The organism is Sphingomonas profundi (assembly GCF_009739515.1).
In the GTDB taxonomy this organism is placed as follows: domain Bacteria; phylum Pseudomonadota; class Alphaproteobacteria; order Sphingomonadales; family Sphingomonadaceae; genus Alterirhizorhabdus; species Alterirhizorhabdus profundi.
The window spans coordinates 1,836,346-1,858,399 of sequence record NZ_CP046535.1; the positions used below are offsets into that span (position 1 = coordinate 1,836,346).

General features: G+C 70.0%; 23 protein-coding genes, 1 tRNA gene and 1 pseudogene. 9 read left to right on the top strand and 16 right to left on the bottom strand.

Annotation, left to right across the window (positions count from 1 at the left end; genetic code table 11):
- Positions 1-144 precede the first annotated feature (144 nt).
- Positions 145-229: transfer RNA gene (locus GNT64_RS08585), tRNA-Leu, on the top strand.
- 36 nt (positions 230-265) lie between these two features.
- Here GNT64_RS08585 and queA read toward each other — a convergent pair.
- The 9 genes and pseudogenes from queA to GNT64_RS08630 form a co-directional block, all read right to left on the bottom strand.
- Positions 266-1,312, bottom strand: a complete 1,047-nt coding sequence (gene queA, locus GNT64_RS08590; RefSeq protein WP_156679156.1) for a tRNA preQ1(34) S-adenosylmethionine ribosyltransferase-isomerase QueA — start codon at positions 1,310-1,312, stop codon at positions 266-268.
- A 287-nt stretch (positions 1,313-1,599) separates the two neighbouring features.
- Positions 1,600-2,188, bottom strand: a pseudogene (locus tag GNT64_RS08595) (peptidylprolyl isomerase); the annotation flags it as partial.
- Positions 2,189-2,250: 62 nt separating this feature from the next.
- Positions 2,251-2,751 (bottom strand): pantetheine-phosphate adenylyltransferase, encoded by a 501-nt coding sequence (gene coaD / locus GNT64_RS08600; protein WP_156679157.1) that lies wholly within the window; start codon positions 2,749-2,751, stop codon positions 2,251-2,253.
- The gene (locus tag GNT64_RS08605) at positions 2,751-3,653 is read right to left on the bottom strand and encodes a polyprenyl synthetase family protein (RefSeq protein ID WP_156679158.1); all 903 of its coding nucleotides are present in this window, start codon (positions 3,651-3,653) and stop codon (positions 2,751-2,753) included. The genes coaD and GNT64_RS08605 overlap by 1 nt, the downstream gene beginning before the upstream one ends.
- A 4-nt stretch (positions 3,654-3,657) precedes the next feature.
- Positions 3,658-3,900, bottom strand: coding sequence for an exodeoxyribonuclease VII small subunit (locus GNT64_RS08610; RefSeq protein ID WP_156679159.1), 243 nt, complete (start codon positions 3,898-3,900; stop codon positions 3,658-3,660).
- 8 nt (positions 3,901-3,908) lie between these two features.
- Positions 3,909-5,636, bottom strand: a complete 1,728-nt coding sequence (locus tag GNT64_RS08615) for an AMP-binding protein (RefSeq protein WP_156679160.1) — start codon at positions 5,634-5,636, stop codon at positions 3,909-3,911.
- A gap of 62 nt (positions 5,637-5,698) precedes the next feature.
- Positions 5,699-6,388 carry a DUF1013 domain-containing protein gene (locus GNT64_RS08620; RefSeq protein WP_156679161.1) on the bottom strand — a complete coding sequence of 230 codons (690 nt, stop codon included), beginning with the start codon at positions 6,386-6,388 and terminating at the stop codon, positions 5,699-5,701.
- A 108-nt stretch (positions 6,389-6,496) separates the two neighbouring features.
- Entirely contained in the window at positions 6,497-7,120 is a 624-nt protein-coding gene (locus GNT64_RS08625) for a glutathione S-transferase family protein (protein ID WP_156679162.1), read from the bottom strand.
- On the bottom strand, positions 7,117-8,115 hold the full coding sequence (locus GNT64_RS08630) for an NAD(P)H-quinone oxidoreductase (RefSeq protein WP_197277326.1): 999 nt from the start codon (positions 8,113-8,115) through the stop codon (positions 7,117-7,119). Before GNT64_RS08630 ends, GNT64_RS08625 begins: the two co-directional genes overlap by 4 nt.
- A gap of 65 nt (positions 8,116-8,180) precedes the next feature.
- On the opposite strand from GNT64_RS08630, the gene GNT64_RS08635 reads away from it, so the two are divergent.
- The 5 genes from GNT64_RS08635 to GNT64_RS08655 all read left to right on the top strand — a co-directional run bounded on the left by GNT64_RS08635 (position 8,181) and on the right by GNT64_RS08655 (position 13,450).
- Positions 8,181-8,378: a DUF1192 domain-containing protein gene (locus tag GNT64_RS08635; protein ID WP_156679163.1), complete on the top strand. Its 198-nt coding sequence runs from the start codon at positions 8,181-8,183 to the stop codon at positions 8,376-8,378.
- A 167-nt stretch (positions 8,379-8,545) separates the two neighbouring features.
- Complete coding sequence (gene clpA, locus GNT64_RS08640) at positions 8,546-10,858, top strand: ATP-dependent Clp protease ATP-binding subunit ClpA (RefSeq protein ID WP_156679164.1); 2,313 nt, start codon at positions 8,546-8,548, stop codon at positions 10,856-10,858.
- Between the two features lie 80 nt (positions 10,859-10,938).
- On the top strand, positions 10,939-11,802 hold the full coding sequence (gene bla / locus GNT64_RS08645; RefSeq protein ID WP_156679165.1) for a class A beta-lactamase: 864 nt from the start codon (positions 10,939-10,941) through the stop codon (positions 11,800-11,802).
- A gap of 331 nt (positions 11,803-12,133) precedes the next feature.
- On the top strand, positions 12,134-12,769 hold the full coding sequence (locus GNT64_RS08650) for a dienelactone hydrolase family protein (protein ID WP_231639392.1): 636 nt from the start codon (positions 12,134-12,136) through the stop codon (positions 12,767-12,769).
- 51 nt (positions 12,770-12,820) lie between these two features.
- Positions 12,821-13,450 carry a glutathione S-transferase family protein gene (locus GNT64_RS08655; RefSeq protein WP_156679166.1) on the top strand — a complete coding sequence of 210 codons (630 nt, stop codon included), beginning with the start codon at positions 12,821-12,823 and terminating at the stop codon, positions 13,448-13,450.
- A gap of 87 nt (positions 13,451-13,537) precedes the next feature.
- Here GNT64_RS08655 and GNT64_RS08660 read toward each other — a convergent pair whose 3' ends face one another.
- A complete protein-coding gene (locus tag GNT64_RS08660; RefSeq protein WP_156679167.1) occupies positions 13,538-14,266 on the bottom strand; it encodes a Bax inhibitor-1/YccA family protein in 729 nt (242 codons plus the stop codon).
- A 128-nt stretch (positions 14,267-14,394) separates the two neighbouring features.
- Between GNT64_RS08660 and thpR the strand changes: the two genes are divergently transcribed.
- Both thpR and GNT64_RS08670 read left to right on the top strand, forming a co-directional pair.
- On the top strand, positions 14,395-14,928 hold the full coding sequence (gene thpR, locus GNT64_RS08665) for an RNA 2',3'-cyclic phosphodiesterase (RefSeq protein ID WP_156679168.1): 534 nt from the start codon (positions 14,395-14,397) through the stop codon (positions 14,926-14,928).
- Positions 14,925-16,559, top strand: a complete 1,635-nt coding sequence (locus GNT64_RS08670; protein WP_156679169.1) for an MFS transporter — start codon at positions 14,925-14,927, stop codon at positions 16,557-16,559. Before thpR ends, GNT64_RS08670 begins: the two co-directional genes overlap by 4 nt.
- Here the strand turns inward: GNT64_RS08670 and GNT64_RS08675 are convergent.
- From GNT64_RS08675 to GNT64_RS08700, 6 genes are all read right to left on the bottom strand, one after another.
- The gene (locus tag GNT64_RS08675) at positions 16,540-16,944 is read right to left on the bottom strand and encodes a VOC family protein (protein WP_156679170.1); all 405 of its coding nucleotides are present in this window, start codon (positions 16,942-16,944) and stop codon (positions 16,540-16,542) included. The two genes, GNT64_RS08670 and GNT64_RS08675, sit on opposite strands and share 20 nt — an antisense overlap.
- A 106-nt stretch (positions 16,945-17,050) precedes the next feature.
- Positions 17,051-17,230, bottom strand: a complete 180-nt coding sequence (locus tag GNT64_RS08680) for a hypothetical protein (RefSeq protein ID WP_156679171.1) — start codon at positions 17,228-17,230, stop codon at positions 17,051-17,053.
- Positions 17,231-17,257: 27 nt separating this feature from the next.
- Positions 17,258-18,265 (bottom strand): acyltransferase family protein, encoded by a 1,008-nt coding sequence (locus tag GNT64_RS08685; protein ID WP_197277327.1) that lies wholly within the window; start codon positions 18,263-18,265, stop codon positions 17,258-17,260.
- A gap of 169 nt (positions 18,266-18,434) precedes the next feature.
- Positions 18,435-19,670 carry a cytochrome P450 gene (locus tag GNT64_RS08690; RefSeq protein WP_156679173.1) on the bottom strand — a complete coding sequence of 412 codons (1,236 nt, stop codon included), beginning with the start codon at positions 19,668-19,670 and terminating at the stop codon, positions 18,435-18,437.
- An 11-nt stretch (positions 19,671-19,681) separates the two neighbouring features.
- Positions 19,682-20,008 carry a 2Fe-2S iron-sulfur cluster-binding protein gene (locus GNT64_RS08695; RefSeq protein WP_156679174.1) on the bottom strand — a complete coding sequence of 109 codons (327 nt, stop codon included), beginning with the start codon at positions 20,006-20,008 and terminating at the stop codon, positions 19,682-19,684.
- 106 nt (positions 20,009-20,114) lie between these two features.
- A complete protein-coding gene (locus GNT64_RS08700) occupies positions 20,115-21,269 on the bottom strand; it encodes a PQQ-dependent sugar dehydrogenase (protein ID WP_156679175.1) in 1,155 nt (384 codons plus the stop codon).
- A 184-nt stretch (positions 21,270-21,453) separates the two neighbouring features.
- On the opposite strand from GNT64_RS08700, the gene rimP reads away from it, so the two are divergent.
- Positions 21,454-22,050, top strand: coding sequence for a ribosome maturation protein RimP (gene rimP, locus GNT64_RS08705; protein ID WP_156679176.1), 597 nt, complete (start codon positions 21,454-21,456; stop codon positions 22,048-22,050).
- Positions 22,051-22,054 lie beyond the last annotated feature (4 nt).

Consider the following 22,054-nt stretch of genomic DNA (forward strand, 5'->3'; position numbering starts at 1 on the left):
CCGTTCGCCACACTGGCGGGCAACGTCCGCTAAAACACGGACGGTTGCAGCGACCTAGACGAACCGGCCCTTCCTGTGCCATCTGGCGCCGAAGAGCGACAGGGAGCCGCCGGGACCATGATCTCGGCCCTGTTCTAGGTCTGTGCGGGTGTGGTGAAATTGGTAGACGCGCCGGACTCAAAATCCGGTTCCGCAAGGAGTGTCGGTTCGAGCCCGACCACCCGCACCACCTGAAACGCCGACCTTCGAAGGCCGTGGACGGCCTCTATCGTGCGGTCGCGGGCGTGCCTGGCAGAAGCAGGCTGGCATCCCCGTAGGAGTAGAAGCGGTAGCCATGCTCGATGGCATGGGCGTAAGCCGCTTTCATCCGATCGAGCCCCATCAGTGCCGAGACCAGCATGAACAGGGTCGATCGCGGCAGGTGGAAGTTGGTGAGCAGGCCGTCGATGCCGCGGAAGCGGTAGCCGGGGGTGATGAAGATCGCGGTCTCGCCCTCGAACGGGTGGATTGTGCCGGATGCGTCCGTCGCGCTCTCGATCAGGCGCAGGCTGGTGGTGCCGACGGCGATCAGGCGCCCGCCGGCGGCGCGCACGGCGTTCAGCCGCGCGACCGTCGCCTCGTCCAGCCGCCCCCACTCGGCATGCATGCGGTGGTCGGCCGTGTCGTCCACCTTCATCGGCAGGAAGGTGCCGGCGCCGACATGCAGGGTTAGCGTCGCGTGGCCGATCGCGGCGGCGTCGAGGGCCGCCATCAGCGCCGGCGTGAAGTGCAGCGCCGCGGTGGGTGCCGCGACCGCCCCCTCCTCACGCGCGAACATCGTCTGATAATCCTCGGCATCGCGCGCGTCCGCGGGGCGGCGGCCGGCGATGTAGGGCGGCAGCGGCATGCGGCCGGCCCGCTCCAGCAGCAGCTCGACCGGCTCGGTGCCGGTGAAGGTGAGCAGCAGCGAGCCGTCCTCGCCGCGATCCCCGGCGATCGCCGAAACGCCCGCGCCGAAATCGATCGCGTCGCCGTCGCGCACCCGCCTGGCGTTGCGCACGAAGGCGCGCCACGCGCGCGGGCCGACGCGCAGGTGCAGGGTCGCGCCGATCCGGGCATCGCCGCGCCGCCCTTCCAGCTGGGCGGGGATCACGCGGGTATCGTTGAACACCAGCATGTCGCCGGCGCGCAGCTGGGCCGGCAGATCGCCGACATGGCGGTCGCGCGTCACCGCGCCGTCGAGCACGAGCAGCCGTGCCGCGTCGCGCGGCACCGCCGGGCGCAGCGCGATCCGATCGGCCGGCAGCACGAAATCGAAGAGGTCCACCTGCATGATCGGGGGCGGCCGCGCCGGGCCGGCGGCCTAGCGCCTGCGGCGCGCCTTGGCCGGGGTGGCCGGCTTGGCCGCCGAGCCGTCCAGCGCCTCGGCCGCGTCACCGGCCGCGCGGGCGGCGCCGTCCGCCGCCACCTGCGCCGCCTTGGCCCGCTCGGCGGCGGTCGCCTTGTCGCCGGTGGCGGCGGCGCGCGCGCTCTCGGATGCCATCGCCGCGTCTACCGCCTGGGCGGAGGCGGCGTCGGCGGCGGCCGACGCGGCGTCGCTCGCCCTGGCGGCGTTTGGCGGTGGCGGCGGCACGTTGTCACTGCCCAGCGACGCGCGGACGATGCGCGAGGGGTTGGCCGGCGGCTCGCCGCGCTGGATCAGGTCGACATAGCCCATCCCCGCGAAGACGCGGCCCACCGGCGTATATTTGCCATCAAGCTGGAGGTTCGGGGAGAGCATGAGGAAGAACTGGCTGTTCGCGCTGTCCGGCGATTCCGCGCGCGCCATCGACATCTCGCCGCGCACGTGCGGCATGTCGTTGAACTCCGCCTTCAGGTCCGGCAGGTCGGAGCCGCCGGTGCCGTCGCCCTTCGGGTCGCCGCCCTGCGCCATGAAGCCTTCGATCACGCGATGGAAGATCAGGCCGTTGTAGAAGCCGCGCCGCACGAGCGTCTTGATCCGCTCCACGCTGAGCGGCGCCTTGTCCGGCCGCAGCAGGATGGAGACGCGGCCGCCGGTGGAGAGATCGAGGTTGAGGACGTTCGCCGGATCGGGCTCCGCGTTCGGCGCGGGCGCGGCCGCCGCCGGAGTGGGCGTGGCGGGCGCCTGGGCGAGCGCGGGAGCGGACGCCAGCGCCGCCGCCAGGCCGAGCATCGCTTGGAACCGCATCACTCTTCTCCCACGGCGCACGTCGCCGCCATAGGCCGACCGGCTGAAACCAGGCTGAACATTCACTCGCCGCGCCGGCCCAGCCGCTCGACACGGGCGGCGACCTCGTCCGCGACGGAGGCCGTGACGAAGCGGCCGATCGGCCCGCCGTACATCGCGATCTCCTTGACCAGCTTCGACGCGATCGGCTGCAACGCGACGTCGGCCATCAGGAAGACCGTCTCGACGCGATCGTTGATCTGCTGGTTCATTCCCGCCATCTGATACTCATATTCGAAGTCGGCGACGGCGCGAAGGCCACGCACGATGACGGAGGCGCCCTGCCGCTCGGCGAAGTCCATCAGCAGCGAATCGAACGCGACGACCTTGATCGCGGCGTCGATCGTGGCGGTCTCCCGCTCCACCATCGCCATCCGCTCCTCCACCGAGAACATCGGCGACTTGGAGGCGTTGGTGGTGACGCCCACGACGAGCCGGTCGACCAGCCGCGCCGCCCGCGCGATGATGTCCATGTGGCCGAGCGTGATGGGATCGAACGTGCCCGGATAGACGCCGATGCGCATCAGCGATCCCTCTCGACCACGTAGCGGGCGACGGCGCGCAGCAGGTTCGCCTCCGTGCCGAAATTGGAGAGATGGGCGATCGCCTGCTCCACCAGCATGCCCGCCTGCTGCCGCGCGCGATCCACGCCGAGCAGCGAGACGAAGGTCGCCTTGCCGGCCGCCGCATCCTTCTGCAGCGGCTTGCCGACGGCATCGGGATCGCCCTCCACGTCCAGCAGGTCGTCGGCGATCTGGAAGGCCAGGCCCACGTCGCGGGCATAGCCGCGCAGGCGCACGCGGCCGTCGGGCGGCACATGGCCCATGATCGCGGCCGCCTCCAGGCAGAAGCCGATCAGGGCGCCCGTCTTCAGCTGCTGCAGGCGGGTGGTGGTGGAGAGATCGAACGTCTCGGTCTCGGCCGCCAGATCCATCGCCTGGCCGCCGGCCATGCCCGCCGGCCCGGCGGCGCGGGCGAGCTCGGCCACCAGCTCGATCCGCACGAACGGATCGGAATGGGTCGCCTCGTCCGCCAGCAGCTCGAAGGCGAGCGCGTGGAGCGAATCGCCCGCCAGCACCGCCGTCGCCTCGTCGTAGGCGACATGCACGGTCGGCCGGCCGCGGCGCACGGCATCGTCGTCCATGCAGGGCAGGTCGTCGTGGATCAGCGAGTAGACGTGGATGCACTCGATCGCCGTCGCCACGCGCAGGGCGGCGTCGCGATCGACGTTGAACAGGTCGCAGGCGGCGCACACCAGCAGCGGCCGCATCCGCTTGCCGCCGCCGATCGCGGCATGCCGCATCGCCTGGTACAGGCGGGTGCGCGGATCGTCAGGCACCGTCAGCAGCAGGTCGAAATGGCGATCGATCTCGCTCGCGACGCGCTCCAGCGCGGGCTTCAGGCCGATATGGGTGATGGCGGGCATGGGCTCAGCCGGCATCGAAGGGCTGGGTCTTGGCCGGCCGCCCGTCCGGGCCGAGCGTGATCTTCTCGATCCGCGCCTGCGCCGCCGCCAGCCGCGCCTCGCACTGCGCGCGCAGGCGATCGCCCTCCGCATAGAGATCGATCGACTCGTCGAGCGACGCGTCGCCGCTCTCAAGCCGCTGCACGATCGCCTCGAGCCGCTTGAGCGCGTCCTCGAAAGAGAGTTCGGTTATGACGTCCTGACCCATCCCTGCGGCTATTGGCGGGCGGCGGGTTCGGGGTCAAGCGCGGGGCTGCGCGGGGCGTTCGCGGCGGCGGCCTTCGCCTTTTCCTCGGCCACCAGCTCCTTGCGGCTGAGCTTGCCGATCAGCGTCTTCGGCAGGCTCTCCCGCACCTCCACCGCGATCACCCGCTCATGCTTGCCGAGCTGCGGGTTGAGCCACGCGCGCAACGCCTCGCCATCCGCCGGCTGATCGCGGTGGAGGGTGACGAAGGCCTTCGGGCTCTCCCCGCGATAGGGATCGGGGATGCCGATGACGAGCGCCTCGCGCACCGCCGGATGGGCGAGGAGCACCGCTTCCACCTGGCTGGGGAACACCTTGAAGCCACCGACCGAGATCATGTCCTTCAGCCGGTCGACGATGCGGATATAGCCGTCCTCGTCGATCACGCCGACGTCGCCGGTACGCAGCCAGCCATCGACGAAACATTCGGCGTCCGCCGCGGGATTGTTCCAGTAGCCGGTCATCACCTGCGGCCCGCGCAGCACGATCTCGCCGGGTTCGCCGGGCGGTGGCGGGCGGTGCGGATCCTCGCGGTCGACCAGCGCGAAGCGGGTGGCCGGCAGCGGCTGGCCGATCGTGCCGGCGCGATTCTCGCCCTCATAGGGGTTGGTCGAGACGACGCCGCTCTCGGTGAGGCCGTAGCCCTCGACCACCTTGGCGCCGGTCCGTGCCTCGAACCGGGCCTTCAGCTCCGTGCCCAGCGGCGCACCGCCAGACACGCAGGCGCGCAGCGACGAGAGGTTCGCCTTGGCGATCGCCGGATGATCCAGCAGCGCCTGGTACATCGTCGGCACGCCCGGCAGCGCGCTGGCCCGGGTCCGCGCCACGGCGGCGAGCACCTGCCCGGCATCGAAGCGCGGCAGCAGCACGATCTCCCCGCCGACCGATACGGTGCGGTTCAGCACGCAGGCGTTGGCGAAGATGTGGAACAGCGGCAGCACGCCGACGATCCGGTCGGCCTCGCCCGCGTGCGGATCAACGGCGGCGATCTGCCGGGCATTGGCGCTGAGCGCCTGGTGCGTCAGCATCGCCCCCTTCGGCGTGCCGGTGGTGCCGCCGGTATATTGCAGCAGGGCGACGTCGCGCACCGGATCGATCGGCGGGGCGACGCACGCGCCATCGTTGGCGATCAGCGCCGAGAAGGCGATGATGCGCGGATCACTGGGCCGCGCCGTCACCTCGCGGCGGCGGAACAGGCGGTATAGCAGCGACTTGCCCGCCGGCAGCGCCCCCGCCACCGATCCGACGACGAGCCGCTCGATCCCGCCGCGCGCCATCACCGCCAGCGCCGTGGGCAGCAGCGCCGTGGCCGAGAGGGTGAACAGGATGCGCGTGCCCGAATCGGCGACCTGGTGGGCCAGCTCGTCCACCGTGTAGAGCGGGGAGAAATTGACCACCGTCGCCCCGGCCAGCAGCGCGCCGTAATAAGCGGCGACATAATGGGGCACGTTGGGCAGAAACAGGCCGACCCTGTCGCCCTTCGCCACGCCCAGCTTGGCCAGCCCGCACGCGACGCGGCGCACGCCGTCCAGCGTCTCGGCATAGCTGTAGCGCCGGCCCAGGAAATCGATCAACGGCGCCTCGCCCGCGCGGGCCGCCGTCTGCTCGAACATGGCCGGCAGCGACAATGGCGGAAAGGTCCGGTCCCAGCCGGTGGGGTGCCGGTAGGCGTGGCGCCAGGCCGTCTCGGGATCGCTCATGACGTTTACGTAAAGGGCAACGTGCCCTCAGGCAATCCCGCCCGGCCGGGCGATGCCGGCGATCAGGCCGGTTTGCGGAACGGATCGACGACGCCCGGCGGCAGCTGGATGCCGGCCGTCGCCTCGACATGCACCGCCTCGGCCGCGTGGTGCGCCGCCTCGCGCTGGGCGCGCAGCTCGCCGATCAGCGCCTCGCGGTCGCCCTCCAGGCGATCGTCGACGGGCGCCTCGATGCCGGCCGCCTTGGCCGCCTTGGCGACGAGCGCGTCCAGCTCGCGCTGCGAGCAGAGGCCGAGCGTCACCGGATCCTTCGGGGTGATGTTGACGATGTTCCAGTGCGTCCGGTCGCGGATCGCGGCGATCGTGGTGCGGGTGGTGCCGATCAGCTTGGAGATCTGCCCGTCCGACACTTCCGGATGGTTGCGGATGATCCAGGCGATGCCGTCCGGCTTGTCCTGCCGCTTGGAGACGGGGGTGTAGCGCGGCCCCTTGGTGCGGCGCACCTGATCCGGCCCCTTGGTCATGTGCAGGCGGTAGGCGGTATCGCCCTGCGCCTTGTCGATCTCCGCCTGGGTCAGCTCGCCCGCGCGCACCGGATCGCGCCCGGTCAGCTTGGTCGCGGCGGTATCGTCGGCGATCGCCTGGATCTCGAGAATGTGGAGGCCGCAGAAGTCCGCGATCTGCTCGAAGCTGAGGGCGGTGTTGTCGACCAGCCACGACGCGGTCGCGTGCGGCATGAGGGGCTGAGCCATGGCATTCTCCACGAATAAAAAGGGCCGCCCCTTCACGGAGCGGCCGTAGCATGTGGGACGAATGTAATCCCGCCCTCCGCCGAGGGCAAGACGCGATTGCGGCGGCGGTCAGGCGTCGATCGGCACGTGGTTGGGCAGGCCGGCGACACGATCGAGCCAGCGCCGGATCGCGGGATAGAGCGAGAGATCGAACCCGCCCTCCCCGGCCACATGGGTATAGGCGTAGAGCGCGATGTCGGCGAGGCCGAACGCATCGCCGACGAGGAAGCGGCGTTCGGCGAGATGCCCGTCCATCAGCGCCAGCGCCGCCGCGCCGGCGGCCTGCTTGGCCGCGATCTGGTCGCGCTGCGCCGCCGTCAGCGCCCCCTCCCCCACGAAGGCGCGCCAGAAGCGCAGGGTCGCCACGTTCGGCTCGTGATTATACTGCTCGAAGAACATCCAGCGCAGCATGTCGGCCCGGTCGAAGCGATCGGCCGGGATCAGCGCCGATCCGTCCGCCAGATACACGCAGGCCGCATTGCTCTCCGGCAGGAACCGCTCGCCGACCTGCAGCACCGGGATGCGGCCGTTCGCGTTGACCTCGGCGAGAAAGGCCGGCGTCCGCGTCTCGCCCCGGAGGATGTCGTAGCCCCGCCGTTCAAGCGGCACGCCGAGATGCGCCGCCGTCAGCCTGATCTTGTAGCAGTTGCCGGAGGGCGGATATTCGTGGAGGATCAACCTGGTATCGGTCATGGTTCCAGCACGATCTTGCCGACATGGTCGCCCTGCTCCAGCCAGCGATGGGCGTCGGCCGCCTGCGCCAGCGGGAAGGTGCGGTCGAGCACCGGCTTCAGCCGCCCGGCCTCCGCATGCGGCCACACGATCCGGCGGATCTCGTCGGCGACGAGCGCCTTGAAGCCCGCGTCGCGGGCGCGCAGCGTCGATCCGGTCAGGGTCAGGCGGCGCTGCATGATCTTCCAGATCGGGATCTCGGCCTTCAGCCCGCGCTGCACCGCAATCGACACGTGGCGCCCGTCCTCGGCCAGGCAATCGATGTTGCGCGGCAGATAGTCGCCGCCGACCATGTCCAGCACCGCCGCGCAGCCCTTGCCGCCGGTGATCGCCGCCACCTCCGCCACGAAATCGCGATCCTTGTAGTTGATCGCGTGATCCGCGCCGATCTCCCTGGCGCGGGCCGCTTTCTCCTCCGATCCGACCGTGACGATCACGGTGAGCCCGAACAGCTTGCCGAGCGTGATCGCCATCGTACCGATGCCGCTGGTGCCGCCGTGCACCAGAACGGTATCGCCCTCCACCGCATAGGCGCGCTCGAACAGGTTGGTCCACACGGTGAACAGCGTCTCGGGCAGGGCCGCGGCTTCCACCAGGGTCAGCGCGTCGGGCACCGGCAGGCACTGGCCGAACGGCGCCGCCGCATATTCGGCATAGCCGCCGCCCGAGACCAGCGCGCAGACGCGCTGGCCGATCTCGGCGCCGGCGCACCCCTCCCCGATCGCGACGATCTCGCCGGCGATCTCCAGCCCGGGGATCGTGGGCGCGCCCGGCGGCGGCGGATAGCTGCCGACGCGCTGGGCGACGTCGGGCCGGTTGACGCCGGCTGCGGCGACGCGGACCAGCACCTCGCCCGACGCCGGTACGGGCACCGGCCGCTCCACCGGCACCAGCACCTCCGGCCCGCCCGTCTCCGCCGGATCGATCGCGTTCATCATCGCCGGCAGCGCGACCATGGCATTCCCCCTTTTTCGTCCGCGGGTTTATTGACAGCGGCGTCGCGCCGGTCAACGATCCGACGATGGACGCGGAAGAACTTTTTCCGAAGCGATCGGACGACGCGCTTGCAGCGCTGGCGAAGCAGGATCTCGATCCGCTCTCGGTGGCAGAACTGGACGCGCGCGTGGCCGCGCTGGAGGCGGAAATCGCCCGCTGCAAGGCGCGCCGCGCCGCCGCCGTTAATCACCGCTCAAGCGCCGATGCCCTATTCCGGCGATGAGGGCGATCTGGCCGGCACGATCCGCCACGAGGCGACATCCTTCGTGGAACAGGACGAAAACAGCCACCGTTCTTGATGAAGGGGTCGGGCATCACGACATGGTGGTCAACGACCTGCCGGTCGATGAGGGGTCCGGCTTCCGACTGGGCCCGAAGGAGTAGACGCACATGCCCTCATTCGCCCGCGAACTGGAGCAGACGCTTCACAACGCACTGACCGCGGCCAGCAGCCGCCGCCATGAATATGCCACGCTCGAGCATCTGCTGCTCGCCCTGATCGACGACGAGCACGCCTCCAAGGTGATGGCCGCCTGCGGCGTGGAGGTGGCCGAGCTGAAGGAGGCCGTGCGCCTCTACCTCGATACCGAGCTCGATGCGCTGAAGGTGGGGACGGACACCGATCCGTCGCCCACCAGCGGCTTCCAGCGGGTCGTGCAGCGGGCCATCCTGCACGTCCAGTCCTCCGGCCGCGAGGAAGTGACCGGCGCCAACGTGCTGGTCGCCCTGTTCAGCGAGCGCGAGAGCTACGCCGTCTTCTTCCTGCAGCAGCAGGACATGAGCCGCCTGGATGCGGTCAGCTTCATCAGCCACGGCGTCGGCAAGGCCGGCCAACCCACGGAGCAACGCGAAGTGAAAGGCGCCGAGGAAGAGAAAGCCGCCAAGCAGGACGGCAAGAAGAGCGAGAGCGCGCTCAAGCAGTTCTGCGTCGATCTCAACGCCAAGGCCAAGGACGGCCGGGTCGATCCGCTGATCGGCCGCGGCCCGGAGGTGGACCGTACGGTGCAGATCCTGTGCCGCCGCTCCAAGAACAACCCGCTCTACGTGGGCGATCCCGGCGTCGGCAAGACCGCGATCGCGGAAGGTCTCGCCCGCAAGATCGTCGAGGGCCAGGTGCCGGAGGTGCTGCTGCCGGCCGTGATCTACTCGCTGGACATGGGCGCGCTGCTGGCCGGCACGCGTTATCGCGGCGACTTCGAGGAGCGGCTGAAGCAGGTGGTGACGGAGCTTGAGAAGCTGCCGCACGCCATCCTGTTCATCGACGAGATCCACACCGTGATCGGCGCCGGCGCCACGTCCGGCGGGGCGATGGACGCGTCGAACCTGCTCAAGCCGGCGCTCAGCGGCGGCACAATCCGCTGCATCGGCTCGACCACCTACAAGGAGTTCCGCAACCACTTCGAGAAGGACCGCGCGCTGCTGCGGCGCTTCCAGAAGATCGACGTGAACGAGCCGACGGTGGAGGACACGATCAAGATCCTCGCCGGCCTGCGATCGGCGTTCGAGGAGCATCACCACGTCAAGTACACGCCCGACGCGATCAAGTCGGCGGTGGAGCTCTCGGCTCGCTACATCAACGATCGCAAGCTGCCCGACAAGGCCATCGACGTGGTGGACGAGGCCGGCGCGATGCAGATGCTGGTGCCCGAGAACAAGCGCAAGAAGGTGATCACGCCCAAGGAGATCGAGAGCGTGATCGCGACGATGGCGCGCATCCCGCCGAAGTCCGTCTCGTCCGACGACAAGAAGTCGCTGGCGACCTTGGAGACCGACCTGAAGCGGGTGGTGTTCGGCCAGAACCAGGCGATCGAGCTGCTCTCCTCGGCGATCAAGCTGAGCCGGGCGGGCCTGCGCGATCCCGACAAGCCGATCGGCAACTATCTGTTCACCGGCCCCACCGGCGTCGGCAAGACGGAGGTCGCGCGGCAGCTGGCGAGCATCATGGGCATCCCGCTGCAGCGGTTCGACATGTCCGAATATATGGAGCGCCACTCGGTCAGCCGGCTGATCGGCGCGCCGCCGGGCTATGTCGGCTACGACCAGGGCGGCCTGCTGACCGACGCGGTGGACCAGCATCCGCACAGCGTGCTGCTGCTGGACGAGATCGAGAAGGCGCATCCGGACCTGTTCAACATCCTCTTGCAGGTGATGGACAATGGCAAGCTGACCGATCACCACGGCAAGACGGTCGACTTCCGCAACGTCATCCTCATCATGACGACGAATGCCGGCGCCTCAGATATGGCGCGGGAATCGCTCGGCTTCGGCAATCTCACCCGCGAGGGCGAGGATGAGGAGGCGGTGAAGAAGATGTTCACGCCGGAGTTCCGCAACCGGCTGGATGCCATCGTGCCGTTCGGCTACCTGCCGACCGAGGTCGTCTCCCGCGTGGTCGACAAGTTCATCCTCCAGCTGGAGCTGCAGCTGGCGGATCGCGAGGTGCACATCGCGCTGGACGACGATGCGAAGGCGTGGCTCACGGCGCGCGGCTACGACCGGCTCTATGGCGCGCGGCCGATGGGCCGCCTGATCCAGGAGAAGATCAAGCAGCCGCTGGCCGAGGAGCTGCTGTTCGGCAAGCTCGTCCACGGCGGCGAGGTGAAGGTGCATCTGAAGGACGACGCGCTCGCCTTCGAGATCACCGCCGCCGCGCCCAAGCGCCCGAAGAAGGGCGGCAAGCCGAAGGCGGTCGAGCAGGCCTGATCGGGCGCGCCCGATCCCTAGCAAGCTGCCGAGAGGCCGGGGGCCCGTCGCCCCCGACCTCTTTCTTGTGGGAGGCGCGGATGCTTAGGCGCGACGTGATGCTGGCGCTGCTCTCGGCAGCGGCGGCGCCGGCGGCGGCGCTGGGTGCCGCCGCGCCTACGCCGCTCCGCAGCCGGCTGGCGGCGCTGGAGGCGCGATCCGGCGGGCGGCTGGGCGTGGCGGTGCTGGACGTGCGGCACGGGCGCATCGATGGCTATCGCATCGGCGAACGGTTCCGCATGTGCAGCACCTTCAAGGCGCTGGCGGCCGGCTTCGTCCTCCACCGCGCCGATCGTGGCGAGGAGCGGCTGGACCGGCGGATCGGCTATACCAGCGCCGACCTGCCCGATTACTCGCCAGTGACCGAGAAGCATGTCGCGAGCGGCATGACGATGGCCGAATTATGCCATGCCGCCGTGACTGTCAGCGACAACGGCGCCGCCAACCTGCTGTTGGCGAGCTTTGGCGGCCCGGCTGCGCTCACCGCCTTCCTGCGCCGCATCGGCGATCGCAAGACCCGGCTGGACCGGATCGAGCCGGCGCTGAACAGCGGCGCGGCGGACGATCCGCGCGACACCACCAGCCCCGCCGCCATGGCCGCCACGCTGCGGCGGCTGGTGCTGGGCGATGCGCTGTCGCCCGCCTCTCGCGCGCGGCTCGGCGCGTGGCTGGTGGCCTCCACCACCGGGCGGACCAAGCTACGCGCCGGCATCCCCGCCGGCTGGACGGTGGGCGACAAGACCGGCAGCTGGGGCGACGCGGCCGGCGGCATCAGCAACGATGTCGCGATCCTGTGGCCGCCGGGCCGCCCGCCGATGCTGATCGCCGCCTTCCTCGCCGCGCCGCTGGTGGACGAGGCGCGCAGCGCGATCCTGGCGGACGTCGCCCGCATCGTCACCGCCTGAGGATCGACGGCGCTTTCCACCCGGACGGAAAAGGCTGTAGCCTGCCGCGACGGCGCCGGTGGAGGAGAGGCCGATGGACGAGTTCAACCTTCGCCCGCGCGATCGCGCTCCACGATCGCTTCACCCATGAGGAACGCGATCGCCGCGCCTTCATGGCGGAGCTGGCGATGCTGGCCGGAGGCAGCGCCGCCGCCGCCGCGCTGCTGGCAGGCATCGCCGCCGATCCGGCCCGCGCCGCGATCGTCCCCGCCGACGATGCCAGGCTGCCACGGCCACGGTACGCTGGGCGGCGGCGGAAGGGCGGCGCCTCAGCGGTTATCGGGCGGCCCCGGTGGCGACGAAGGGCGTACTGCCGGTGGTCATCGTGATCCACGAGAATCGCGGGCTGAACGACCATATCAGGGATGTGGCACGGCGGGTGGCGCTCGCCGGCTTCGTGGCGGTGGCGCCCGATTTCCTCAGCTCCGCCGGCGGCACCCCGGCGGACGAGGATGCGGCCCGCGCGATGATCGGCGCGCTGGATCCCGCCGCCACCACGGCCGATGCGGTGGCGACCTTGCGCTGGCTCGCGTCTGATCGGCCCGGCCCCGGTACGGCAGGCGGCGGCAGGGTGGGCGCGATCGGCTTCTGCTGGGGCGGCGCGCTCGTCAACCGGCTGGCGGTGGCGGCCGGCCCGCTCCTCGCCGCCGGGGTGCCCTATTACGGGCCGGCGCCCGATCCTGCCGAGGCGATGAAGGTGAAGGCGGCGATGCTGCTCCACTATGCCGGGCTGGACGATCGCGTGAACGCCACTGGCCTGCCGTGGGCGGCGGCGCTGAAGGCGGCGCACGTGCCGGTGGAGGCCTACGTCTATGCGGGCGTCAACCACGCGTTCAACAATGACAGCTCTGCCCAGCGCTACGATCCGGCCGCGGCCAGGCTCGCCTGGGACCGGACGATCGCCTTCCTGCACGCGAGGCTTGCCTGACGCGCGCCACCATGTTCTTCTTACGTTCTACCACTGAGAAGGAGCTCCATCATGGCAGACACACTGACGCTCTACACCAACCCGATGTCGCGCGGGCGGATCGCGCGATGGATGCTGGAGGAGGTGGGCCAGCCCTATGAGGTGGTGAACCTCGATTTTACCGGCAGCATGAAGACGGCCGACTATCTGGCGATCAACCCGATGGGGAAGGTGCCGGCGATCCGCCACGGCGACACGGTGGTGACGGAGGTGGCGGCGATCTGCGCCTATCTGGCCGACGCCTTTCCGGATGCGAACCTGGCCCCGCCGCCCGGCGACGCCGCACGTGGGCCCTATTATCGCTGGCTGTTCTTCGGCGCGGGGCCGCTTGAGGCGGCCGTGATCGACAAGTCGCTGGGCGTGACGATCCCGGAGGATAAGAAGGCGATGGTCGGCTATCGCGATTTCGCGACCATGATCGACACGGTGGAAAAGGCCGTTTCGGGCGACGGATGGCTCGCGGGCGACCGCTTCTCGGCGGCGGACCTCTACATCGGCGCGCATCTGATGTGGGGCACGATGTTCGGATCGATCGAGAAACGCCCCGCCTTCGAGGCGTTCATCGCCCGGCTGGCCGAGCGCCCGGCGCATCAGCGGGCGACCGCGCTGGACGATGCGGCGATGCCGAAGCAGGACGGCTGAACGCGCCGCCCTCGCTAAAGGAAAAGGCCCGGCGGATCGCTCCGCCGGGCCTTTCTTCGTTCGAACCCTGCCGGTCCGGGCACCGCCTCAGCGACGGTCGCCCATGAACTGGAGCAGGAAGGTGAACATATTGACGAAGTCGAGGTAGAGCGTCAGCGCGCCCATTACCACCGTCTTGCCGACCATGTCGGAGCCGCGCACCTGGAAGTAGAGGCTCTTGATCTTCTGCGTGTCGTAGGCGGTCAGCCCCGCGAACAGCAGCACGCCGATGCCGCTGATCACCAGCTGCATCATCGCCGACTGCAGGAAGATGTTGATCAGCATCGCCACCAGCAGGCCGACCACGCCCATGATCAGGAAGGTGCCGAACGCCGACAGATCCCGCTTCGTGGTGTAGCCGAACAGGCTGAGGCCGGCGAAGGCCGCCGCCGTCGCGAAGAAGGTCTGCGCGATCGAGGTGCCGGTGTAGACGAGGAAGATCGTCGACATCGACAGGCCCATCGCCACGGCGAAGGCCCAGAACAGCATCCGCGCGGTGCTGGTCTGCAGGCGGTTGATGCCGAAGCTCAGCACCATCACGAAGCCCAGCGGCGCCAGGATGATGAGCCAGCGCAGCGGCGTCTGCATCACCTGCGCGGCATAGCCGGACGCGGCGAACAGCAGGGCGACGATGCCGGTCAGCAGCACGCCCGATGCCATGTAGTTGTAGACCGAGAGCATGTAGGACCGGAGCCCCGCATCCACTTCGGCCCCCCGCGCTCCGACCGACGACGGGCTCGCCGCAGCGGTCGTCCGGGGGTCAGACCAGTTTGCCATCGCAAGAAAACTCCCGATAAGGCGATCACCGAGATCGGGATCGCAAGGCCTGAATATCGGCGGCCCTCCGCCCGAATACAAGGGAAAGCGGCGGCGCCCGTTCATGTCGATTCATTGCTGGAACGCCGATGCACCGCCTCTTCGTTGCCCTCCGCCCGCCCGCCGCCATGCGCGCGCGCCTGCTGTCGCTGATGGGCGGCATGGCCTCGGCGCGCTGGCAGCGCGACGATCAGCTCCACCTCACCCTGCGCTTCGTGGGCGAGGTGGACCGGCATTGCGGCGAGGATATCGCCGCCGCGCTGGGCGCCGTCCACTTCCCGCGCTTCGCCCTGTCGCTGGACGGTTTCGGCCAGTTCGAGCGCAAGGGGCGGATCGACAGCCTGTGGGTGGGGGTGACGCCGCACGAGGAGGTCGCCCGCCTGCAGGCCAAGGTTACGCAGGCGCTGTCCCGTGTCGGCATCGCGCCGGAGGGACGCGCCTTCCTGCCGCACATCACCATCGCCCGCTTCTCGCGCGCCGCGGGCGCCACCGCCGCGCCGCCGCGCGCAGTGGCGTCGGAGACCTACGACATGACCGAGTTCTGCCTCTACGAGAGCGTGCTGGCGCAAGACGGCGCCGCCTACATGATCGTCGAACGCTATCCGCTCGGGCAGGGCCGATGATCGCGCCGACGCGCGCCACAGGCGGCTATCGCTGGTACGTGCTCGGGCTGATGACGCTCGTCTATGCGTTCAACTTCATCGATCGCCAGATCGTCACCATCCTCGCGCCGTTCCTGAAGGCCGATCTGGGGCTGACGGACGCGCAGGTGGGGCTGCTGTACGGCACCGCGTTCGCCCTGTTCTACGCGCTGTTCGGGCTGCCGCTGGCGCGGCTGGCGGATGGCTGGCATCGGGTGCGCACGCTCGCTTTGGGCCTCGGCTTCTGGTCGGCGATGACGCTCGTCTCCGGCACCACCGGCAGCTTCGCTCAGCTTGCGCTCGCCCGGATGGGCGTGGGCATCGGCGAGGCGAGCGCCACGCCGTCCGCCTTCTCGCTGCTGCAGGATTATTTCCCGAAGGCGCAGCGGGCGACGGCGCTCGCCATCTACTCCAGCGGCATCTATCTGGGGATCGGGGCATCCCTGATGATCGGCGGCGGCATCGTCGCCGGCTGGGACGCGGCCTTCGCCGGCGCGCGCGCGCCCATGGGGCTGGCGGGGTGGCAGGCGGCCTATCTGCTGATCGGCGCGCCCGGCATCCTGCTCGCCATCCTCGTCGCAACGACCGTGCGGGAGCCGGTGCGCGGCGCGATCGACGGGCATGGACAGGCCGGCGACCCCCACCCCTTCCGCGCCGCCTTTACCGAGATGGCGGCCATCACGCCGCTGTTCGCCTCCCTCTCGCTGCGCCGGCTGGGCGCGCGCGGGCGCGGCGTGATGCTGAACGCGCTGCTGCTCGCCGCCTGCCTGGGCGGCGCGGTGCTGCTGGTGGCGCTGACGGACGCGGCGCTGACGCCGGCCAAGCGCGCCGTGGTGATGACAGTCGGCGGCGCGGCGGTGACGACCAACATGGTGCAGTGGGGCGCCATCGCGATCGGCGTCTACGCCACGGGCAGCTGGGTGCAATCGATCCGCCTGCGCGATCCGGTTACGGCGCGGCTGGTGATCGGCACGCCCAGCTTCATGGCGCTGGCGATCGGCGGCGGCCTGCTCAGCTTCGGCAGCTACGGGCTCAGCGCGTTCATCTTCCTCTACGGCAAGACCTATCTCGGCCTCGCCGCCGGCGACGGCTTCACCCTGGGCGCGATCGCCGCCGTGGCGGGCGGCGCGGGCACGGCGCTGGGCGGGGTGATCGCCGATGCGTGGCGCAGGCGGCATCCGGCGGGGCGGCTGCACGTGGCGATGGCGGCGGCGACCCTCTCCGGCCTGTTCTCGCTGTGGCAATATACGACGCCCGATATCGCGAGCTTCTACGTCGCGTGCTTCTGCGCCACGCTGTCGCTGACGATGTGGATCGGGCCGGTGATGGCCAGCTGCCAGGATCAGGTGCTGCCCCGGATGCGCGGCACCGCCACGGCGCTGCAATTCCTGGCGACCAACCTGATCGGCCTCGGCCTCGGCCCGTACATGATCGGGCTGGTCAGCGATGCGACGGGCGACCTGCGCTTCGCCATGCTGGCGGCGCTCGCCACCATTCCGCTGGTGGTCGGCCTGTTCTGGTTCGCCGCCCGGCGTCTGCCGGACGCGGAGGCGAGCCTGAGCGCGCGGGCCGCCGCCGCCGCCGGCGAGCCGGTCAATCGCCCCAGAAGTTGAGCTCGATCAGCACGCCGCCGGGGTCGCGCAGGAATATCTGCCGCAGCCCCGCCGCCGCGACGACATTCTCGTCGATGGCGATCCCGTGCTCGGCCAATCGCACCTTCGTCTCGGCATGGCCCTCGCAGGTGAAGGCGACGTGGTGGACCGGGCCGTGGCCCTCGCCGGGATCGAAGGGCACGCGCGCGTCGCTGGGATAGACGGTGTCGGCATGGCCGATATGGACGACGGCGCGATCGCCCACCATCACCCAGCCGCCGCGCGACAGATCCGTGGTGCCGGGGGCCGGCTGCACCGACATGTCCAGCACGTCGCGGAAGAAGGCGACGCTGGCCTCCGGCCGCGCGTTGCGGATGTTGACATGATCCAGGCTGGCGATCGGCATCGGCCGTTTCTAGCGCTGCACCGGCCGCCGCGCGACTGCCGAAAGCGGCAGGTGAGCGCAGCTTGGCCAGAGCGGCCGGTCAGCGCCGCCCGGCGCGGGCGGCCGGTCAGCGCAGCTTGGCGATGCCGAGGCCGTCCTCCTTGGCGCGCGCCTTCACCGATTCCTCGCTGCGGGTGAGCGCCTTGGCGATGGCCTTAAGCGCCATCCCCTTCTTCGCCAGCGTGTGGAGCTTCTGGATCTCGTCCTGCGTCCAGGGCTGGCGGTGCCGTTCGAACTTCTCTGCCATGCGGGCCTGCTAGCATGGCCGAGCGGATCACGCCTCAACTTTGCGCGCCGCTCCCGCCCCGCGCCACGCGCGGCGGATCAGCCGCAGCGCCGGCCGCTCCACCGCCACGCTCACCGCCCAGCCGAGCGCCAGCGCCGCCAGCAGGGCGATCAGGATCGCCGCATCGGTCGGCACCGCCGCGCTCTTCATCGCCGCGAGCAGCACGAAGCCGATACTCTCGTGCAGCAGATAGAGCGGGTACGAAATGCCGCCGAGCCACGCCAGCGGCCGCCAGCGCAGCCACGCCAGCCGCCCGGTCGCACAGCCGAGGAAGGTCGCGGCGACCAGCGTCGCGACCAGCAGGCTCTCCGCCCCCTCGATCCAGCCGATCGTCGCCAGCGCGCAGGCGAGCACCGGCAGCACGCGGGCGATCCCGGCCTCGCCGACATGCAGGCGATAGGCGCAGATGCCGATGGCGAAGAACGGGATATTGTCCTGCACCAGCAGCATGCCGGCCGCATAGGAGAGATCGGGCAGCCACCACCACAGCCATTTCAGGCCGAGCCAGCCGATCAGCACCCACTCGATGCGATCGAGCAGGCGCGCCACGAACAGGCCCAGCATGCAGGCGTAGAAAGCGAGCTCGATCGCCAGGGTCCAATAGACCCCGTCGACATAGGGCAGACCCAGAAAGCCCTGCACCATGGTGAGGTTCACCAGCACGGTGCCGGCATCGTGGCGCAGATCCGGCAGCGGGCCGATCGCCACCGCCGCCGTCGTCAGCAGCACCGCCGCCCAGTAGGCGGGATAGAGGCGCGAAACGCGCGAGACGACGAAGTCCGCTGCGTGGCGGGTCCGCTCCAGCGTCATGAAGATCACGAAGCCGGAGAGGCCGAAGAAGAACTGCACGCCGTAATGGCCCCACGGCACCGCGATCAGCGGCGGCGACGCATGGCCGTAGAGGCGATCGAACCGGGTGGTGAGATGGAACAGCACCACGGCGAGCGCCGCCAGCCCGCGCAGCGCATCCAGCTCGACGATCCTGCCCCGGCCCATGGCCGCCCTATGCCGCGACACGTCGCAAGACGAGGTTAACGCCGGCGATTGGGGGGTGAGACGGAACGGTGGGTCGCGAACCGCCCCGCCTCGGCGCCCGGAATAGCGGCGCATCGCCCGGCCGTTGTGATGCCCCGCACAGGTGCGAAAAAACGTGCGGTGAAAAGCGTCAGGCCGGCGCGATCGCCCGCGTCGTCGCGACATCCCACACCAGCGGCAGCGCATCGACGCAGCCGACGATGCCGCTGCGCTGGGTGACGACGGCGCCGGGCTCCACCTCGAACTCGGGGATGCGGGTGAGCCACGCCGTCAGCGTCGCCATCACCTCGGTCCGTGCCAGATGCGCGCCGGGGCAGCGGTGCGGGCCGTTGCCGAAGGTGGAGTGGCGGCTCCGCTTGCGCTGGAAGTCCACCGCCAGCGGATCGTCATTCTCCTGCTCGTCCATGCCGTGCAGCTGGGTCGGCAGGGTGATCATGTCGCCACGCTTCAGCGCCACGCCCTCATAATCGATATCGTCGCGCACCTCGCGGCTGATCGCGACCAGCGGGAAACGGCGGAACAGCTCGTCGGTGGCGCGGGGGATCAGCGCGGGATCGGCCACCAGCGCCCGCCGCTGGTCAGGATTGCGGGCGAGGAACAGCATGGCGAAGCCGAGGAAGTTCACGACCGTATCCAGCCCCGCGATCAGGATCTGCGAGCAGAGCTGCACCGATTCGTGCTTCGTCATCGGCCGCCCGGCCACCTCGCCCACGATCATCTGGCTGAGCATGTCGTCCCCCGGCGCCGCCGCCCGGCGATCGACGAACTCGCCGAAATAGCCCTCGAAATTGCGCGTCGCCTGCTCGAAGCCGAGCTCCGGCGTCGGCCGCACGATCGCATCGGACCAGCGCTTCATCATCGGCGCATCCTCGATCGGCAGGCCGACGAGGGTCATGAAGATCTCGATCGGAAAGCGCTCGGCGTAGGCGGTCGTGAAGTTGCATGCGCCGAGCGGGCGCACCGCCTCCGTCAGTTCGGCCGCCAGCCGCTGGATCGTCGGCTCCATCCGCATGATCGCCTTGGGCGCCATGCCGGCGTTCAGCAGGTTGCGGTAGGGGCGATGCTCGGGCGGGTCGATCGTGGTCGGGATCATCTTGTGGAGTTCGCCGATCTCCTTGGGCACCACGATCACGCGGTTGGAGAAATGCTCGTGGTCGGCGAACAGCGCGTTGATGATGCGCCCGCGCGTGGCCATCCAGTGGCCGCCGTTGCGCGGCGTCCAGACGATGTCGGGCACGCCCGGATCCTGCAGCCGCTTCCACGCGGCGTGGAAGCTCTCGGTGGCGCCGTCGGGGGCGTAGACGTCGAAATCGACGATCCGCTCGGGCGGCACGTGCGATGGCGGGGCGGCGAGCGCTTGCGGCATGATCGATCCTCTCAGGCGGAAATCTGTTCGGCGGGCGTCGCCACGCTGAGCCCGTCCAGCGCGTCGTCCAGCCTGATCTGGCAGGCCAGGCGCGAGCCGGGGCGCGGATCGGGCGCGAGGGCGAGCAGTTCGCGCTCCAGCGCCAGCGGCGGATCGAGCCGGTCGCGCCAGGCGTCGGCGACGTGGACGTGGCAGGTGCCGCACGCGCAGGCGCCGCCGCACAAGGCCTCGATCCCGTCGACGCCGTTCCAGATCGCCGCTTCCATCAGGCTGGTGCCGGCCTGCGCATCCACGCTGCGCGCCACGCCGTCCGCCGACATGAAGTGGACCATCACCATCGCCTCTCCCGCCCGTTGCGCGCGTTATCGGGCGATCAGGCGCGATCGCGTCGCGCCGTGCAACTGCCCGAAGTGCTAAGAGGCGAGGTCAGGGCGGGCGTGCGGCTCAGCCCTTCGGCGTCAGCTTCAGCAGGCGGCCGCCGCTCTCGCCGTCCTCCAGCACGTAGAGCGCGCCGTCCGGCCCCTGCTCCACCTCGCGGATGCGCGCGCCCATGTCGAAGCGCTCGGCCTCGCGGGCGGTGTCGCCGCTGAAGGCGATGCGGACGAGGGACTTGCTGGAGAGGCCACCGATGAACGCGCTGCCCCGCCACGCCGGGAACAGCGCGCCCGAGTAGAACATCAGCCCGGCCGGCGAGATCACCGGGTTCCAGCTGACCTTCGGCGCCTCGAACTCCGGGCGGGTCGGATGATCGGGGATGTCGCGGCCGTCATAATGGTTGCCGTTGGAGACGATCGGATAGCCGTAGTTGCGGCCGGGCAGGATCAGGTTCAGCTCGTCGCCGCCCTTCGGCCCCATCTCCTGCTCCCACAGCCGCCCCTGCGCATCGAAGGCGATGCCGAGCAGATTGCGGTGGCCATAGCTCCACACGGCGGGGTCGAAGCCCTTGGCCGCCAGCGGATTGCCGGCGGCGGGCGTGCCGTCGTCGTTCAGGCGCAGCACCTTGCCGAGCGTGGCCTTCGGATCCTGCGCGGGCGTGAACTGCTGCCGCTCGCCATTGGTGAAGAACAGGTATCGACCATCCGGCGAGAACCCGATGCGGCCGGAATAATGGCCGTCGCCCTCCACCTTCGGATGCGCGCGGAAGATCACCTTTGCATCGGCCAGCGCGGCCCGCCCGCCCGCCTCGGCCAGCGTACCGCGTAGCAACGCCACGCCCTTGCCGCCGCCGCCCGCCTCCGAGAAGCTGAGATAGACGAGCCGGTTGCGCGCGAACTGCGGGTGGAGGACGACATCCATCAGCCCGCCCTGACCGGCGCTGTCCACCGCCGGCACGCCAGACACGGCGATGGCCGCCTTCCCGTTCGCGGAGACGAGCCTCAGCGTGCCGGCCTTCTCCGTCACCAGCATCCGCCCGTCCGGCAGGAAGGTCATCGCCCACGGCGCCGCGAACGTCGCCACCGGCGTCGCCACGAACGGCTTGGGCGCGGCGCGCTGCGCGCCGGTGATCGGCGCCTGCCGCGCGGCCAACTCCGCCTCGCCGCGGCTGCCGCAGCCGACCAGGACGACGGCGCTGGCGAGGATGGCGGGGGCGAGGCGCATGGCATGTTCCGATCAAGGGGGGTGAACTCGTCGGCGCGAACGCCCGTTCGGCGGCAATGTTGCAGTCTTGTCCGCGCCCGAGACTCGGTCTATACGGCTCGCGTCCTCTCGACATTGGAAACTTTGCCGAGGTCGGCTCCCTCCGGGGCCGGCTGCGAGGCTGCTTATCCGTTTCCGGGGATTTATGGCCGATATCGCGTTGCTGACGAAGCTGATCGAACCCGAGGCGCAGGCGCTCGGGCTCGCCCTCGTCCGCGTCGCGATGTTCGGCGGCAAGAGCGATCCGACCTTGCAGGTGATGGCGGAGCGGCCGGACACGCGCCAGCTCGACCTCTCGGACTGCGAGGCGCTCTCCCGCCGCATCTCGGACGTGCTGGACGAGCGCGATCCGATCGAGGAGGCGTACCGGCTGGAGGTATCTTCGCCGGGGATCGACCGGCCGCTGACGCGCCGGCCGGACTATGAGGATTTCAAGGGCTTCGACGCGCGCATCCGGCTGGCCGTGCCGCTGGACGGGCGCAAGCAGTTCGACGGCCGGCTCGACGGGATCGAGGGCGATCACGTGAAGCTGCATGCCGAGCGCGTCGGCGAGGTGCTGATCCCCATCGCCGCCATCGCCAGCGCCAAGCTGCTGCTGACCGACGCCCTCATCAAGGCGACCGCGCCCCTCTCGTCGGCGGGAGCCGACGAGATCGTCGAGGAAGCGCCGACCGAAGGCGCGGACAGGATCATCCACGAAGCGCCGGCAGACGGCGCCGATACGACGACAACGGAAGGATAGACCA